This is a genomic window from Domibacillus tundrae, assembly GCF_000970675.1.
Lineage (GTDB): Bacteria > Bacillota > Bacilli > Bacillales > Domibacillaceae > Domibacillus > Domibacillus tundrae.
The window spans coordinates 11,716-27,764 of the sequence record NZ_LAJA01000003.1 but is presented as its reverse complement, the minus strand read 5'-3'; the positions used below and the strand labels follow the sequence as shown (position 1 = coordinate 27,764).

Below are 16,049 nucleotides of genomic sequence, written 5' to 3'. Positions count from 1 at the left end.
ACGGAGGGACTACCAGCATGGCCCAGCTTTTTTTCAAATATGGCGCAATGAACAGCGGCAAGTCGATTGAAATTTTAAAAGTTGCGAATAACTATGAAGAACAAAATAAATGTGTGCTTTTGTTTACATCCGGACTCGACACGCGGGATGAAGTCGGCTACATTTCCAGTCGTATTGGTCTTCGCCGCCCGGCTCGTCCAGTATTTGCAGATACGAACGTATTCGATGAAGTGAAAAGCGATCCGTCTAATCCATCATGTATTTTACTGGATGAAGTGCAGTTTCTATCAAAAGAACACGTGTTGCAACTGGCGAGAATTGTAGATGAACTAAACATTCCGGTTATGGGATTCGGCTTGAAAAATGACTTTCAAAACGAATTATTTGAAGGAAGCCAATATATGCTCATTTACGCGGATAAAGTAGAGGAAATGAAAACAATCTGCTGGTTCTGTGAGCGGAAAGCAACGATGAATTTACGCGTAGATGAGGCGGGTAAGCCGGTTTATACAGGTGAACAAATTCAAATTGGCGGCAATGATTCCTATTATCCGGTTTGTCGGAAATGCCATCAAAATCCGCCGCTTTAATAAATGAGGTGAACTGAATGTTTGATCGATTACAGGCGGTGGAAGACCGCTATGACAAGCTAAATGAACTGCTCAGTGACCCGGCAATCGTCAACGATTCGACGAAGCTGCGCGATTATTCTAAAGAGCAATCTGACATACAAGAAACAGTGGAAGTCTATCGGCAATACAAAGAGGCAAAAGCGCAATATGCGGACGCGAAAGCGATGCTTGACGATAAGCTGGATGCGGACATGCGTGAGATGGTCAAAGAAGAAATGAGCGAGCTCGAAGAAACATTGGTGGATCTTGAAGCGCGGATGAAAATTTTGTTGGTTCCAAAAGACCCGAATGACGATAAAAATGTCATTATGGAAATTCGTGGCGCAGCCGGGGGCGATGAAGCCGCCCTTTTTGCCAGTGACTTGTACCGGATGTATTCGCGCTATGCAGAAGCGAATAACTGGAAAATCGATGTCATTGAAGCGAGTACAACGGGTGTCGGCGGCTATAAAGAAATCATTTTTATGATCAACGGCCGCGGTGCGTATTCCAAGCTGAAATATGAAAACGGGGCACATCGTGTGCAGCGCGTGCCGGAAACGGAGTCAGGCGGCCGGATTCACACATCAACCGCGACGGTCGCTGTTTTGCCTGAAACAGAAGAAGTTGAAATTGACATTCACGACAAAGATATCCGGGTTGATACGTTCACGTCAAGCGGCCCAGGCGGCCAATCGGTTAATACGACGATGTCTGCCGTCCGCCTGACTCATATGCCTACAGGAATTGTTGTATCGTGCCAAGATGAAAAATCGCAAATTAAAAATAAAGAAAAAGCGATGAAAGTATTGCGTGCGCGCATTTATGACAAATTTCAAAAAGAAGCGCAGGCTGAATACGATGCAGTGCGTAAATCAGCGGTTGGTACAGGCGATCGTTCCGAGCGGATCCGTACGTACAATTTTCCGCAAAACCGTCTCACGGATCACCGGATTGGGTTGACGATCCAAAAGCTGGATCAAATTCTTGAGGGCAAGGTTGGCGAAGTGATCGACGCGCTTATTGTGGAAGATCAATCAAGCCGCCTTGAAAACCTGGAGGATTAACCTGTGGAACAAAAAGTATACGAAGCCCTAAAGTGGGCTTCTTCTTATTTAATGGAGCATGGCCGCGACGCGAATGCAGGCGAACTTGTCATGAAGCATGTGTTAAAGACGAGCCGTTCTGATCTCCTGGCGCGTCTGCATGACCGATTGACAGATGAGCAGTCGGCTGAATTTCAACAAATGGTTACAGATCATGCAAAAGGAGTGCCGGTGCAGCATTTGATAGGCACAGAAGACTTTTACGGGCGGTCGTTTATCGTCAACGGCGATGTACTCATTCCGCGCCCAGAAACGGAAGAACTCGTCTATCAAGCACTCCAAAAAATAAAAACGAGGATAAATCCTGTTATTGCTGACATTGGTACCGGCAGCGGGGCCATTGCGGTCACGATGAAGGCGGAAAGACCGGATGCAGATGTCTACGCAGTTGATTTATCAGCGGAAGCAATCAAAACAGCCGCTCAAAATGCCGCAGTGCTTGGAGCGGAGATCATTTTTTTACATGGCGACTTGGCGGCGCCATTAATAGAGCGGGAATTGTTTGTAGATGTTTTGCTATCTAATCCGCCATATATTCCTGTGAATGAACGAGAAACATTGTCCACAGTGGTTGTGGATTACGAGCCGCATATGGCCTTATTTGGCGGAAAAGATGGGCTTGATTTGTACCGGAAATTAGCCGAACAGCTGCCACTTTTAGTGAAAAAAGGCGGGCTGGTGGGCGTAGAGACAGGCGCCGGCCAAACAAAAGACGTGGCCGCGATATTTCAAGCGTCTTTTCCAGACAGGGAAACAGAGATTGTGTATGATATTAACGGAAAAGATAGAATGGTATTTTTGTACGTTTAAGATTGTTCTGTTCCGGTGATACTGATTGCCGGGAGGGATGACAAAATGAAAACAAAAATTCTTATTTTATATGTATATGGACTTACAGCAGCTGCCTGCTTTATGATGTACTTTGCCCCGGCGGATCCGGCAGCAGGCGGTATTCCGGATGAGGCGATCCGTATAAGGGTAGTAGCGCATGATAATAGCAAAGCAGAGCAAGAAAGAAAAGAGCGCGTTCATTTAGCGGTGGCGGCTCAAATCGGAGAGTGGGCTGCTAAAGCGCAGTCACGCGAAGAAGCGCGAGTACTGATCGCAGAAAATGTACAAGATGTGACAAGCAATGCGTCAAAAGCGGCCGGCGAAAACGTACAAGTTTCTTTCGGTACAGAAGCATTTCCTGCTAAGCAGTATGGCCGCTATGTGTATCCGCCAGGTGAATACGAATCACTTGTTATCACCATTGGGGATGGACAGGGGGATAACTGGTGGTGCCTGCTGTATCCATCGTTTTGTTTTCCAGAAGAAGAAGAGGAAAAACCGGAATACAAGTGGGCGGTCATCGAATTATGGGAAGAGCTGCAGAGTGAAGATCCTATAAAGGTGAATGATAAAGCCATTGTCACAAAAAATGATATCAAGTCACTTTGTACAACAATTGCAAAAAATCCACAATCATCCACACAGTTATACACAAAAGCGGATGAGTTATACACATATTGTGAATAACTTTGTTTGTAAATGAATTAGAAAGTGGATTTATATATAAAAAAATAGGATTATATTAGATTTTGTGAATAAAAAAGTAAAGGTGACGAATATGGAGACGAAACACTGGGTTGTGGATAAGTCGGTTATAACTCATCAACATTATCCACATATAAAAGAAGCAGCCGACCTTATTCGAAATGGTGACGTGGTTGCTTTTCCGACAGAGACGGTTTATGGACTGGGTGGACAAGCGAAATTAGACAATGCTGTGGAAAAAATTTTTCAAGCGAAAGGCCGTCCGTCCGATAATCCGCTAATTGTCCACATTGCGGATCAGGCGGACGTGGACAAATTGGCACATTCGATTCCGACATACGCATATCTGTTGATGAATGCGTTTTGGCCGGGACCACTGACTGTCGTTGTGCCGAAAAAAGAAGGAGTCTTGTCCGAGCGTGTAACGGCTGGTCTCCAAACAGTCGCGATTCGCATGCCGGATCATCCTGCGGCGCTGGCGCTTATTAAAGAATCGGGCGTTCCGGTCGCGGCGCCAAGCGCGAACCGCTCCGGCAAGCCAAGCCCAACAGCTGCAAAGCACGTGCTGGATGATTTAAACGGGCGTATCGCCGGTGTATTGGATGCCGGGGAAACAGGAGTCGGACTTGAGTCCACCGTTGTCGACTGCACAGGAGACTATCCTGTTGTACTGCGCCCGGGCGGTATTACGCAGGCCGATATTGAAGCGATAGCCGGAAAAACAGATACAGATACGACACTAAAACAAAAAGAAGAGACTCCGAAAGCACCAGGCATGAAATATGCGCATTATGCGCCTGAAGCGCCTCTTTACATAATGGAAGGACTGCCCGCCGTGATTCAGGAAAAAGTCGATGAGTGGCGTGCGGAAGGAAAAAAAGTCGGTGTGCTTGCGGCAGCAGAAAGCGCTGCAATGTACAAAGCCGAAGCGGTTATAACATGCGGTTGCCGAAGCGATTTAGCTTCTGTCGCAAAAGAATTATATGGAGCGCTCCGGTCGTTTAATGAACAGCCGGTTGATGTTATTGTTGCGGAAGCTTTTCCGACAGAAGGAGTCGGAGCTGCCATTATGAACAGATTGGAAAAAGCGGCAGGGGATAAATGGATTAAAACGAAGTAAGCAGGCTGCATGAGCAGCCTGCTTTATTTTTTTCTTATCTGAAAAGCGAAAGCCGAAAACATCACTCATATTCATTGTTCCTCCCCATTACGTGTATAGAAAAAATCAAAAAGCATATAAATAAGCATGGATATTTTTATTTTATCATTGGCGCTGTCGGCAGATGCATTTGGTGCAGCACTGGCTGTTGGAATGAGGCGCATGGGGCTTTTGGACAAGCTGATGTTAAGTGCAGCGGTCGGCATTATGCATATTTTACTGCCATTGATCAGCATGACAGCAGGCAGTGAATTGCACGGACTATTTGGTGATATCCTCTATTCGGCGGGCGGTATAGTGCTCGCGCTTACCGGGCTGCAAATGGTATTGTCTTTTTTCAAAAAAGAGGAACGAAAAAAGCCGGCAGGACTTGGGATGGTGCTTTTTGCGTTTGGGGTAAGCATGGACAGCTTTTCAACCGGGCTGTCACTCGGTGTGCTTGGGATGGACAAGTCGATAGCGGTCATAAGCTTTGGTGTATGTGCCGCTTGTATGACAATGGCCGGTCTTATGTTCAGCAGCCGGATCAGTACAGCCGCAGGGAAAGCGGGTGAAGCGGCAGGGGGAGTGCTTCTATTGTTAATTGGTTTAAAATGGATATTTGTTTAGCGGAAGTCCTTTTCTTCACGAAAAGGACTATTTTCCTGTAAACCGTTCCTTTATAATGAAAGAAAACGGATGCAAAGGTGGTTTTTATGAATATTTTGTTTGTGTGTACAGGCAATACATGCCGAAGTCCGATGGCGGAAGCGATTTTGCGTCAAAAGAAACCGGAGTGGCAAGTAAAATCGGCAGGTTTATATGCACATCCAGGTGAGCCGGCTTCGAAAGGAACCACCACAGTGTTAGCCGAAAAAGGCATTCCGCATCATCATACTTCTTCTCAAGTAACGGAAGAATTACTTGACTGGGCAGATTCGGTTTTGACGATGACATCGTCACATAAACAATTGATTGACATTCACTTTCCCCATTTTCGGGATAAAGTAACGTTGCTAAAAGAAATAGACGGTGACGTGGCAGACCCATTTGGTGGTCCCGATTCCGCATACAGAAAGACATTTGAAGAATTAGACCATTACATAAGCAGATGGCTTGAAAAGGAGGCACGGAAATGAGAGAGAAAAAATCATATTCATTTGGCATTCGAAAAAAACTCGTCGTGCTCGTTACATTGCTTGCACTCATAACGTATACGTTTAGTGCGTTATTTATGTATTACGTATATCCGGCTTATTTTTCACATATAAACGAAATGGTTTTTACCATTGGGACGATGGCACTTGGCATTCTTTGGTCAGCGATTTTGGCTTATTTTGCTGCTTCCTATTTTGTAAACCCAATCGTCCGGCTCGAATCAGCGGCTCACGCGGCGGCTTCAGGGCGGATTGAACATGAAGTGGAACTTCCGAAAAGTGACGATGAAATCAGGGCGCTCGGCGTCACATTTAATGATATGCTGACCAATTTGCGGACGATGGTGCAAAGCATTGAAAGCAATTTTTCTGTCACAAATGAAAGTGTCGGGCATATCGCAGAGATTAGCGGTCAGGCGGCACAGCAGGCGCTCGGCATGGCGCAGACGGCTGAGGAGATCGGGAAAGTTCGGCGCACGCTGTCCAGGCGACAGCCGAAGCAATGGAGGAAGTAGCGGACATTGCAGGATCAGTACAGAAAAAAGCAAAGGAATCCGCTCACAAAGCAGGCAGTATGGTACAGGAACTGGACATAAGCCGGCAAGCATTTCAATCCCTTATTTCCGGCATGGATACACTTGCTGCGGACAATATAGAATCACTCGAAGCGGTAAGGGCACTTGAAGAAAATGCGCGCAAGGTGGGCAATGTCATCAGCCTTGTCGGCGACATTGCCGCGCAGACAAATTTACTGGCGCTTAATGCCTCAATTGAAGCAGCACGCGCTGGAGAGCATGGAAAAGGATTTGCAGTTGTGGCAGAGGAAGTAAGGAAGCTGGCAGATGAAAGTGCCACGGCGGTAAAAAGCATTTCCGCTCTCGTTAAGCAAATTCAGCTTGAAGTTGATCATGTCGTCCGTAAAATTACCGATCAGGCGAAAGCGGCTGGAGAAGGCGTTAAAAAAGGAGCATCCGCCCAAGAAGCGGTTGGCCACATTAGCGGAAAAATTAACAGTATGGCAGCAGAAGTCGAAGAAATTTCGCGTCTCGTTGACAAGCAGATGGGCAAAATCGAACAAACAACACGCCAATCTCAAGAAGTGGCGGCGATCGCAGAAGAAGCCTCCGCCGGTGCAAATGAAGTCACACATGCGGCTCATACACAATCGGATGTTATTCACGAAATCGGCGGAATCAGCCAAAAATTGCAGGAGCATGCGGCCGAGTTAAAGTCGGTTATTACCCGTTTCAAATTGTAGTTTTCGCGTAAAATATGAGAAAATAAAAACAGAAAAGCTTGAAAGGAGCGTTTTAACATGAAGGTGGCAATTGCATCAGATCACGGCGGCATGAACATTCGCGAAGAGATTAAAACATTAATGCAAGAACTCGGTATTGAATATGAAGATTTCGGCTGTGAATGTGCCACGTCTGTTGATTATCCGGATTATGCCATCCCAGTAGCAGAAAAAGTAGCGGCAGGCGAATTTGACCGGGGAATTTTAATTTGTGGGACAGGCATTGGCATGTCGATTACGGCAAACAAAGTGAAAGGCATTCGCTGCGCACTTGTTCACGATGTGTACAGCGCCAAACTGACCCGCCAGCATAACGATACAAACATCATTGCGATGGGCGAGCGGGTTATCGGAGCCGGGCTTGCACGGGAAATTGCCCAAACATGGCTGACAACGAACTTTGAAGCAGGCCGCCATGCCACACGGATTGGAAAAATTGCGGAATATGAAGAAAAGAGTGAGCTGTGATGGACGCGTCCGCTGCGTTCCAGCAAGCGTTAGAGACACTTCTTTTGGAGCTGCAGGAGCAAGCGCAGTTTAAGAAAGGACAGTTATTTATCGTTGGCTGTTCTACTTCTGAAGTCGCCGGAGGCCGGATCGGTACAGCCGGCACGGATGAAACAGCTGCTGCTCTTTATGAAGTACTGGATTCATTTGCAAAGAAAACAGGTGTTCATCTGGCTTTTCAATGCTGTGAGCATTTAAACCGGGCGGTTGTGCTTGAGCGCCAAACTGCTGAGAAATTCGGCTATGATGAAGTGGCCGCTGTGCCTGTTCGGACAGCTGGCGGTGCCATGGCAGCATATGCATTCGGGCAAAAAGATTGCGTGCTCGTTGAATTTGTCAAAGCAGACGGCGGGATTGACATTGGCGATACGTTTATTGGCATGCATTTAAAACACGTGGCAGTGCCGGTTCGTACGTCCGGTAACTCGGTGGGTGCGGCACATGTAACAATGGCGAGAACGCGTCCGAAATTAATCGGCGGTCCGCGTGCTGTTTACGAAAAAACGAATGTAAGCGATTTGAATGGGCCTGAATGTTAAGGAATTGCTGTCTTTTTTGTGGGAGACAGCCCTTTTTTTACGGAAAAGACGTAAAAAAGCATAAAATGCAGTTGAAAGATTCGGAAAACATGTTATTATGAAAGAGGATTTTTTAACAACTATTCGTATACATTATTTTATAGATCGGGAAGGGGAACAACGATGAGTAAAATTCAAGCGCAAGACCCGGCTGTATTTGCAGCAATTGAAGATGAACTAAAGCGCCAGCAAACGAAGATTGAGCTGATTGCGTCAGAAAACTTCGTATCGGAAGCGGTAATGGAAGCACAAGGTTCGGTTTTAACGAATAAATATGCAGAAGGCTATCCAGGCAAACGCTACTACGGCGGCTGCGAGCACGTTGACGTTGTGGAAGATTTGGCGCGCGATCGTGCAAAAGAACTTTTCGGTGCAGAATATGTAAACGTTCAGCCGCATTCAGGTGCACAGGCAAACATGGGTGTTTACTTTGCTGTTTTAGAAACAGGCGACACGGTTCTTGGCATGAATTTATCTCACGGCGGCCACTTAACACACGGAAGCCCCGTTAACTTCAGCGGTGTTCAATATAATTTTGTTGAATATGGTGTCACAAAAGACGAGCAATTAATCGATTATGAAGATGTTCGTCAAAAAGCGCTTGAGCACAAGCCGAAATTAATCGTTGCAGGTGCTAGTGCATACCCGCGTGCAATCGACTTCGCAAAGTTCCGTGAAATTGCGGATGAAGTCGGCGCTTACTTGATGGTGGACATGGCGCATATTGCTGGTTTAGTTGCTGCAGGTCTTCACCAAAGCCCAATTCCATACGCGCACTTTGTGACAACAACAACACACAAAACGCTTCGCGGTCCACGCGGCGGAATGATTCTGTCAACTGAAGAGTTTGGCAAAAAATTCGATAAATCCATTTTTCCTGGTATTCAGGGCGGTCCGCTTATGCACGTTATTGCTGCAAAAGCGATTGCATTTGGCGAAGCGCTTCAGGATGATTTTAAAGTATACGCGCAAAACGTGATCGATAATGCAAGCCGTTTGGCTGAAGGCTTGAAAAACGAAGGCATCGACATCGTGTCAGGCGGAACAGACAATCACCTTCTATTGATCGACCTTCGTTCACTTGGCCTGACAGGTAAAGTGGCGGAAGCTGTATTGGACGAAGTCGGCATCACTGTAAACAAAAATACGATTCCATATGATCCGGAAAGCCCATTTGTAACAAGTGGTGTCCGTATCGGTACAGCAGCGGTTACATCACGTGGATTCGATCTTGCGGCAATGGATGAAGTAGCGTCAATCATTGCGAAAACATTGAAAAACCATGAAGATGAAGCGGTGTTGAAAGAAGCGGCTGAACGTGTGGCTTCTTTAACATCAAATTATGCGCTTTACCAGGAAGCATAAAAAAACAAACTGCCGGCCGTGCGCCGGCAGTTTTTTTCACGATGCTGCAGAATATTCCAATTCTCATTCGGTTGCCCGCATTGTGCTTTTCAAGTAAAATAGGATTGGCTTTGCATGAGCGTATAAATGAGGAGTGAAAATGATGGGAAAAGTTTATGTATTTGATCATCCGTTAATTCAGCACAAATTGACGATGATCCGTGATAAAAACACTGGCACAAAAGATTTCCGTGATCTGACAGACGAAGTAGCCACATTAATGGCGTTTGAAATTACACGCGATTTGCCGCTTGAAGAAGTAACGGTTCAAACACCGGTTTGTGATGCAAAAGCAAAAGTGCTGGCCGGCAAAAAGTTAGGAATTGTGCCAATTTTGCGCGCGGGTATTGGTATGGTGGACGGAGTGCTTAAACTCATTCCTGCTGCAAAAGTGGGTCATGTCGGGTTATACCGTGATCCGGAAACGCTTCAGCCGGTTGAATACTATGTGAAGCTTCCTACGGATGTGGAAGATCGTGATTTCATCGTTGTCGATCCAATGCTTGCAACAGGCGGTTCTGCGATTGAAGCGATTAATTCCCTGAAAAAACGCGGCGCGAAAAATATTAAATTTATGTGTCTGATTGCAGCTCCTGAAGGCGTGGATTTATTAAAAGAAGCACATCCGGATGTGGACATTTATATTGCTTCACTGGATGAAAAGCTAAACGAAAAAGGCTACATCGTTCCGGGTCTTGGTGATGCCGGCGACCGGTTATTCGGAACCAAATAAAGAAAAGCAGGTGGAGAGAATGGATCGCCCGATTAAAGTAATGACGATTTTCGGCACGCGGCCGGAAGCGATTAAAATGGCACCGCTCGTTTTAGAATTAAAAAAACGTCCGGAAGAATTTGAAGCCATCGTAACCGTAACAGCACAGCACCGCCAAATGCTTGACCAGGTGCTCAACATTTTCAATATTACACCGGATTATGATTTGAATATTATGAAAGACCGTCAGACGTTGATCGATGTAACAACGCGTGGACTTGAAGGGCTCGACCAGATAATGAAAGACGTCAAGCCGGATATAGTGCTTGTTCACGGTGACACAACAACGACATTTGTTGCAGGTCTTGCTGCATTTTACAACCAGATTGCGGTTGGCCATGTGGAAGCGGGTCTTCGTACGTGGAATAAATACTCACCGTTCCCTGAAGAAATGAACCGCCAGCTGACAGGTGTGATGGCAGATCTTCATTTTTCACCGACAGCACAATCTGAGCAAAACCTGTTGAATGAAAATAAAAATCAGGAAGCGATTTTTGTTACAGGAAACACGGCGATTGACGCATTAAAAACGACAGTGAAAGACGAGTATACACATGAAGTGCTGCAAAAGCTCGGCGCCGACCGTCTCGTATTAATGACCGCACACCGCCGTGAAAATCTCGGCGAGCCGATGAAAAATATGTTCCGCGCGATCAAGCGTCTTGTCGAAGATCATGATGACATTCAAGTTGTCTACCCGGTTCATTTAAATCCAGTCGTTCGTGAAACGGCCGATTCGATTCTGGGCAACGATCCACGCATTCATTTAATTGAGCCGCTCGATGTTATTGATTTTCATAACTTTGCAGAGCGTGCCCACATTATCTTGACGGATTCAGGGGGCGTGCAGGAAGAAGCACCGTCACTTGGTGTACCGGTTCTCGTTTTGCGCGATACTACAGAACGTCCTGAGGGGATTGACGCCGGAACATTGAAACTTGCCGGTACTGATGAAGAAACAATTTATTCACTTGCTTCCGAGCTTCTGACAGATAAGACTGCTTACGAAAAAATGTCGAAAGCATCGAATCCATATGGTGATGGGGAAGCGTCACGCCGCATTTGTGACGCGATTCGCTATTACTTTAAAGCGGCAAAGAACAAGCCAGAGCGATTTGAAGTGAAATAAAAATAGAAGAAGGTCGTCTAAAATAGCGGACGACCTTCTTCTATTTTGAAATGAACGTTCGGAAAAAATGGAAAAAGTATGAGCATTTTGTGAAATATCCGTGTTGGCTGCTGAGGTTTTCGTTCACAACACATTGACATTGAAAAAGGGCTATTGTATGCTAACAAAGGGTAAGGAGAATGGGTTTTATACATAGTGTAACCGTTTTTTTGCCGCTGTTTTTTTATGTCGTCAAGCATACGATTGAGGTGTGTGATGAACCGGAATCAGAAAAACCGACCTTTTAGGGCGATGGCGCTTTATAGTGCTGTACTTGCTCAGCTCGCCGGCTCGATGATTGCCGGTATTTTTGCAGGTCTGGCGCTTGACAACCATTTCAATACAGTGCCTCTTTTTTTAATCATCGGACTGCTGGGAGGCCTCTCGGCAGGAATTTACGCCATGCTGCGGACAATTCAACATTTCAATTCAGGAGACTAGCAATCAATGCCCGAACTCCAGCATTCCATTAAACGACAGCGAAAATATTTGCTTTATCTGCTTGCCATCTTCGTCATCGGCTGGGGATTTACGTCCGCTCAAGCTGTTTATGCAGGACTGATCTTAGGGACTGCGCTCAGTCTTTACAACCACTGGATTATCGCAAGAAGAATTGAACGCTTCAGCAAAGCAGTGGAAGATGGACGGAAGATTCCATCTCTTGGCACCATTCTGAGGATGGGATCTGCAGCACTTGCAGCAATGATCGCTCTCCAAAACCCGGATCAATTCAATTTGATCAGCACCGTTATTGGATTAATGACTGCTTATGCAGTGATTATGATAGATTTTGGAATCCAACATATTATAAAACGCACGAACGGGAAAGAGGTGAAATAATTTGGATCATAAGTCTCCATTAATTCATCCTGAAATATTTGGGGTGACATTGACGTTCAATCTGGCAAACATGCTGATGATTACAGTAGCCAGTGTCATTGTATTTCTGATCGCGGTGCTCGCTACACGAAAGCTGGCATTGAAACCGACCGGAATACAGAACTTCTTTGAATGGGTCATGGACTTTGTCAAAGGGATTGTTAAAAGCAATATGGACTGGAAGACAGGCGGGCGATTCCATGTTCTTGGAATCACACTGATTATGTACATTTTCGTATCCAATATGCTCGGACTTCCGTTCGCGATTGTTTATAACGATTATTTATGGTGGAAATCACCGACAGCCGATCCGGTTGTCACACTCACGCTGGCCGTAATGGTAGTGGGCTTGTCTCATTATTATGCGATCCGCATGAAAGGTTTTTCCGAATACGGAAAGGATTTCTTCCGCCCGATGTGGTTTATGTTCCCGCTGAAAATTATCGAGGAATTTGCCAACACGCTTACACTTGGTCTCCGGCTTTATGGTAACATCTTTGCCGGTGAGATTCTGCTTACACTACTTGCAGGATCGCTTGCTACAGGCGTTGGCGGACATCTAGCAGCTGTCATTCCGACACTTGCATGGATGGGCTTCTCTGTTTTCGTTGGTGCCATTCAGGCATTCATCTTTGTTATGTTAACGATGGTTTATATCTCACATAAAGTGAGCGATGACCATTAATATAATTACCTGTTCAGCCATTGGACAAACAAATTTTAGTAAATCAGGTTTTCAAAAATAAGGAGGAAAAATTAACATGGGTCTTTTAGCAGCAGCAATTGCAATTGGTTTAGCGGCCGTTGGTGCCGGTGTAGGTAACGGTCTGATCGTATCGAAAACAGTCGAAGGTATGGCTCGTCAGCCAGAAGCACGTGGTATGCTCCAAACAACAATGTTCATCGGGGTAGCACTAGTAGAGGCGATTCCTATCATCGCCGTAGTAATCGCGTTCATGGTACAAGGACAATAAGAAATGCGGAGACGGCCTGATCAGACTCGACAGGCATAAGGGGCATTGGATGTGTGGCGCTTTTTGCCACATGGCCGGTGACACTTATGACCCCGAGAGTCTGGCCGTCATAGCTGGACATAGTACAAATTTATGGCGAAGATCACATTCTTATGGGAGCCTTCGCCATTCCTTTATGTGTAAATCGCAATAACCGTTTATTGGAATGTTTTTTCTATTAATAGGAAAGAACACGAACCTCTTGAAGGGAGTGAAATGATCGTGACGACAAACGCATACGTACTTGGAGCGGGCGCCGGCTTTAATGGCGGCGACATCATCTTCCAATTACTCATGTTTATCATCTTGCTCGCATTGCTGAAAAAGTTTGCTTGGGCGCCATTAATGGGCATCATGACTCAGCGTGAAGAGCATATTGCATCGGAAATCGAAGCGGCTGAAAAAAGCCGTGTCGAAGCGAATCAATTATTAGAACAAACACGTGTGGAAGTAAAAACAGCCCGCCTTGAAGCACAGAATACAATTGAAAACGCCAAGAAAATCGGCGAAGAGCAAAAAACAGAAATTCTTGCGGCTGCTCGTGCAGAATCAGAACGCTTGAAAGAATCTGCGAAGCTTGAAATTGCGCAAGAGCGTGATAACGCAATGAACTCATTGCGTGAGCAAGTGGCTGCATTATCTGTGATGATCGCCTCGAAAGTGATTGAAAAAGATCTTTCAGCTGCAGACCAGGAACAGTTAATTAATGAGTACATTAAAGAGGCAGGGGAAGAGCGATGAGTAAATCCGGAGCGGCAAAACGCTACGCGATCGCGCTTTTCGAACTGGCAAAAGAAAAAAACGAAGTAGCGAAGTATGACCAGGAACTGCGCGTCATAAAACAGGTCATCGATGAAAATAGCGAAATTTCCAAACTGTTGGAATCGCCGAACTTATCAGTGGCAGACAAGCAGGCCCTAGTTAATACACTGGCTGCCCACGCATCAGTAACCGTTTTAAATACGCTAAAGCTGCTTGTTGAGCGCCGGCGTGCCAATGAAATCGTAGCTGTATGTGAGGAATTTATTAAGCTTTCTAATGAAGAACGCGGCATAGCTGATGCCACTGTTTTTTCCACGCGTCCACTGACAGAAGCAGAAAAAGTGAGCGTATCTCATACTTTTTCCCGTAAAGTCGGCAAGCAGACGTTAAACATTGAAAACATTGTGGACCCGAATCTTCTGGGCGGCTTAAAAGTCCGGATCGGCAACCGCATTTTTGACGGCACTTTGCGTGGCAAATTAAACCGTCTTGAAAAACAATTAACGACAAATTTATAATTTAGATAGAAGCATTTAAGCTTCTTGAAGAAACTGAGGGGTGACATGCATGAGCATCAAAGCTGAAGAAATCAGTGCGCTGATAAAAAAGCAAATTGAAAACTTCCAGTCCGACATTACAGTTAGCGACGTCGGTACTGTCATCCAGGTTGGGGACGGTATCGCACGTGCTCATGGCCTCGACAACGTCATGGCGGGAGAGCTTCTTGAATTCTCTAACGGCATCATGGGGATGGCTCAAAACCTGGAAGAAAACAACGTAGGTATTATCATTCTTGGTCCTTATACTGGGATCAAAGAAGGCGATGAAGTGCGCCGCACAGGCCGCATCATGGAAGTACCGGTTGGCGAAGAGCTAATCGGCCGCGTTGTAAACTCACTTGGTCAGCCAGTCGATGGTCTTGGTCCAGTCAATACAACGAAAACACGTCCAATCGAAAGCCCGGCAACAGGCGTTATGGCCCGTAAATCGGTTCATGAGCCGTTGCAAACTGGGATTAAAGCAATTGACGCCCTCGTGCCAATCGGCCGCGGACAGCGTGAATTAATCATTGGTGACCGTCAAACAGGTAAAACGACAGTTGCAATTGATACAATCTTGAACCAGCGTGACCAGGATATGGTATGTATCTATGTTGCGATTGGCCAAAAAGAATCAACAGTCCGTAATGCGGTGGAAACACTTCGCAAACACGGTGCGCTTGATTACACAATCGTTGTAACAGCGTCGGCGTCTTCACCAGCTCCATTGTTGTTCCTTGCGCCTTATACAGGCGTATCAATGGCAGAAGAATTCATGTTTAACGGCAAACACGTTTTGATCGTATATGATGATCTTTCAAAACAAGCAGCTGCATATCGTGAACTTTCCCTTCTTCTTCGCCGTCCTCCAGGTCGTGAAGCGTATCCTGGTGACGTATTCTACTTGCATTCACGCCTTCTTGAGCGTGCAGCGAAATTGAATGATACACTTGGTGCAGGTTCGATTACAGCACTTCCATTCGTTGAAACACAAGCAGGGGATATCTCCGCCTACATTCCAACGAATGTTATCTCAATTACAGACGGACAAATCTTCTTGCAGTCTGACTTGTTCTTCTCCGGTGTACGTCCGGCGATCAATGCGGGTCTTTCTGTATCACGTGTTGGTGGTTCCGCACAAATTAAAGCGATGAAAAAGGTAGCAGGTACACTGCGTCTTGACCTTGCCGCTTATCGTGAGCTTGAAGCATTTTCACAGTTCGGTTCAGATCTTGATGCGATTACGCAGTCGAAGCTAAACCGTGGTGCCCGTACAGTTGAAGTATTGAAACAGGATTTAAACAAACCGCTTAAAGTTGAGCGCCAGGTTGTCATTCTTTATGCATTGACACGCGGCCACCTTGACGATATTGCGGTTTCAGATATCACTCGTTTCGAAGATGAACTGTTACACTGGCTCGATAAAAACCACACAAATGTGTACGATCATATTCGCACAACGAAAGAACTTCCGTCTGATGATGAATTGAAAGCAGCAATCAGCGAGTTTAAAAAGTCGTTTGTGAAATCCGAATAAGAGCAGCATGAGGGCGGTACCGTCTACCGGACGTCCGCCCTGTCT

The 16,049-nt window shown here is 45.9% G+C and carries 19 protein-coding genes and 1 pseudogene; all 20 read left to right on the top strand.

From position 1 onward, the window contains the following. The first annotated feature begins 17 nt into the window (after positions 1 to 17). The 20 genes and pseudogenes from VQ00_RS04995 (at position 18) to atpA (ending at position 16,004) form a co-directional block, all read left to right on the top strand. A complete protein-coding gene (locus tag VQ00_RS04995) occupies positions 18 to 590 on the top strand; it encodes a thymidine kinase (protein WP_046179054.1) in 573 nt (190 codons plus the stop codon). Between the two features lie 17 nt (positions 591 to 607). Beyond that, the gene (prfA, locus tag VQ00_RS04990) at positions 608 to 1,678 is read left to right on the top strand and encodes a peptide chain release factor 1 (protein ID WP_046179053.1); all 1,071 of its coding nucleotides are present in this window, start codon (positions 608 to 610) and stop codon (positions 1,676 to 1,678) included. Positions 1,679 to 1,681: 3 nt separating this feature from the next. Then, entirely contained in the window at positions 1,682 to 2,527 is an 846-nt protein-coding gene (prmC, locus tag VQ00_RS04985) for a peptide chain release factor N(5)-glutamine methyltransferase (protein ID WP_082091472.1), read from the top strand. A 45-nt stretch (positions 2,528 to 2,572) separates the two neighbouring features. Continuing rightward, positions 2,573 to 3,235 carry a stage II sporulation protein R gene (locus VQ00_RS04980; RefSeq protein ID WP_052728343.1) on the top strand — a complete coding sequence of 221 codons (663 nt, stop codon included), beginning with the start codon at positions 2,573 to 2,575 and terminating at the stop codon, positions 3,233 to 3,235. Between the two features lie 91 nt (positions 3,236 to 3,326). Continuing rightward, complete coding sequence (locus VQ00_RS04975) at positions 3,327 to 4,373, top strand: L-threonylcarbamoyladenylate synthase (RefSeq protein WP_046179052.1); 1,047 nt, start codon at positions 3,327 to 3,329, stop codon at positions 4,371 to 4,373. Positions 4,374 to 4,499: 126 nt separating this feature from the next. Beyond that, complete coding sequence (locus tag VQ00_RS04970; RefSeq protein ID WP_046179051.1) at positions 4,500 to 5,021, top strand: manganese efflux pump MntP; 522 nt, start codon at positions 4,500 to 4,502, stop codon at positions 5,019 to 5,021. An 86-nt stretch (positions 5,022 to 5,107) separates the two neighbouring features. After that, on the top strand, positions 5,108 to 5,530 hold the full coding sequence (locus VQ00_RS04965; protein ID WP_046179050.1) for a low molecular weight protein arginine phosphatase: 423 nt from the start codon (positions 5,108 to 5,110) through the stop codon (positions 5,528 to 5,530). Next, positions 5,527 to 6,806, top strand: a pseudogene (locus VQ00_RS04960) (methyl-accepting chemotaxis protein). Before VQ00_RS04965 ends, VQ00_RS04960 begins: the two are co-directional and overlap by 4 nt. A 57-nt stretch (positions 6,807 to 6,863) precedes the next feature. Beyond that, positions 6,864 to 7,313 (top strand): ribose 5-phosphate isomerase B, encoded by a 450-nt coding sequence (gene rpiB, locus VQ00_RS04955; RefSeq protein ID WP_046179049.1) that lies wholly within the window; start codon positions 6,864 to 6,866, stop codon positions 7,311 to 7,313. After that, positions 7,313 to 7,891, top strand: a complete 579-nt coding sequence (locus tag VQ00_RS04950; RefSeq protein ID WP_046179048.1) for a TIGR01440 family protein — start codon at positions 7,313 to 7,315, stop codon at positions 7,889 to 7,891. Before rpiB ends, VQ00_RS04950 begins: the two co-directional genes overlap by 1 nt. Positions 7,892 to 8,053: 162 nt before the next feature. Further along, entirely contained in the window at positions 8,054 to 9,295 is a 1,242-nt protein-coding gene (glyA, locus tag VQ00_RS04945; RefSeq protein WP_046179047.1) for a serine hydroxymethyltransferase, read from the top strand. A 142-nt stretch (positions 9,296 to 9,437) separates the two neighbouring features. Continuing rightward, entirely contained in the window at positions 9,438 to 10,067 is a 630-nt protein-coding gene (gene upp, locus VQ00_RS04940; RefSeq protein ID WP_046179046.1) for a uracil phosphoribosyltransferase, read from the top strand. 19 nt (positions 10,068 to 10,086) lie between these two features. Continuing rightward, positions 10,087 to 11,235, top strand: a complete 1,149-nt coding sequence (wecB, locus tag VQ00_RS04935) for a non-hydrolyzing UDP-N-acetylglucosamine 2-epimerase (protein ID WP_046179045.1) — start codon at positions 10,087 to 10,089, stop codon at positions 11,233 to 11,235. A gap of 255 nt (positions 11,236 to 11,490) precedes the next feature. After that, positions 11,491 to 11,715: an AtpZ/AtpI family protein gene (locus VQ00_RS04930; protein ID WP_046179044.1), complete on the top strand. Its 225-nt coding sequence runs from the start codon at positions 11,491 to 11,493 to the stop codon at positions 11,713 to 11,715. 6 nt (positions 11,716 to 11,721) lie between these two features. Next, positions 11,722 to 12,114, top strand: coding sequence for an ATP synthase subunit I (locus VQ00_RS04925; RefSeq protein ID WP_046179043.1), 393 nt, complete (start codon positions 11,722 to 11,724; stop codon positions 12,112 to 12,114). A gap of 1 nt (position 12,115) precedes the next feature. After that, positions 12,116 to 12,838: a F0F1 ATP synthase subunit A gene (gene atpB, locus VQ00_RS04920; protein WP_046179042.1), complete on the top strand. Its 723-nt coding sequence runs from the start codon at positions 12,116 to 12,118 to the stop codon at positions 12,836 to 12,838. 76 nt (positions 12,839 to 12,914) lie between these two features. After that, positions 12,915 to 13,127, top strand: coding sequence for a F0F1 ATP synthase subunit C (gene atpE / locus VQ00_RS04915; RefSeq protein ID WP_045852010.1), 213 nt, complete (start codon positions 12,915 to 12,917; stop codon positions 13,125 to 13,127). 261 nt (positions 13,128 to 13,388) lie between these two features. Further along, positions 13,389 to 13,907 carry a F0F1 ATP synthase subunit B gene (gene atpF, locus VQ00_RS04910; protein WP_046179122.1) on the top strand — a complete coding sequence of 173 codons (519 nt, stop codon included), beginning with the start codon at positions 13,389 to 13,391 and terminating at the stop codon, positions 13,905 to 13,907. Further along, positions 13,904 to 14,446: a F0F1 ATP synthase subunit delta gene (locus VQ00_RS04905; protein WP_046179041.1), complete on the top strand. Its 543-nt coding sequence runs from the start codon at positions 13,904 to 13,906 to the stop codon at positions 14,444 to 14,446. The genes atpF and VQ00_RS04905 overlap by 4 nt, the downstream gene beginning before the upstream one ends. 49 nt (positions 14,447 to 14,495) lie before the next feature. After that, positions 14,496 to 16,004, top strand: a complete 1,509-nt coding sequence (atpA, locus tag VQ00_RS04900; RefSeq protein ID WP_046179040.1) for a F0F1 ATP synthase subunit alpha — start codon at positions 14,496 to 14,498, stop codon at positions 16,002 to 16,004. Positions 16,005 to 16,049: the final 45 nt, after the last annotated feature.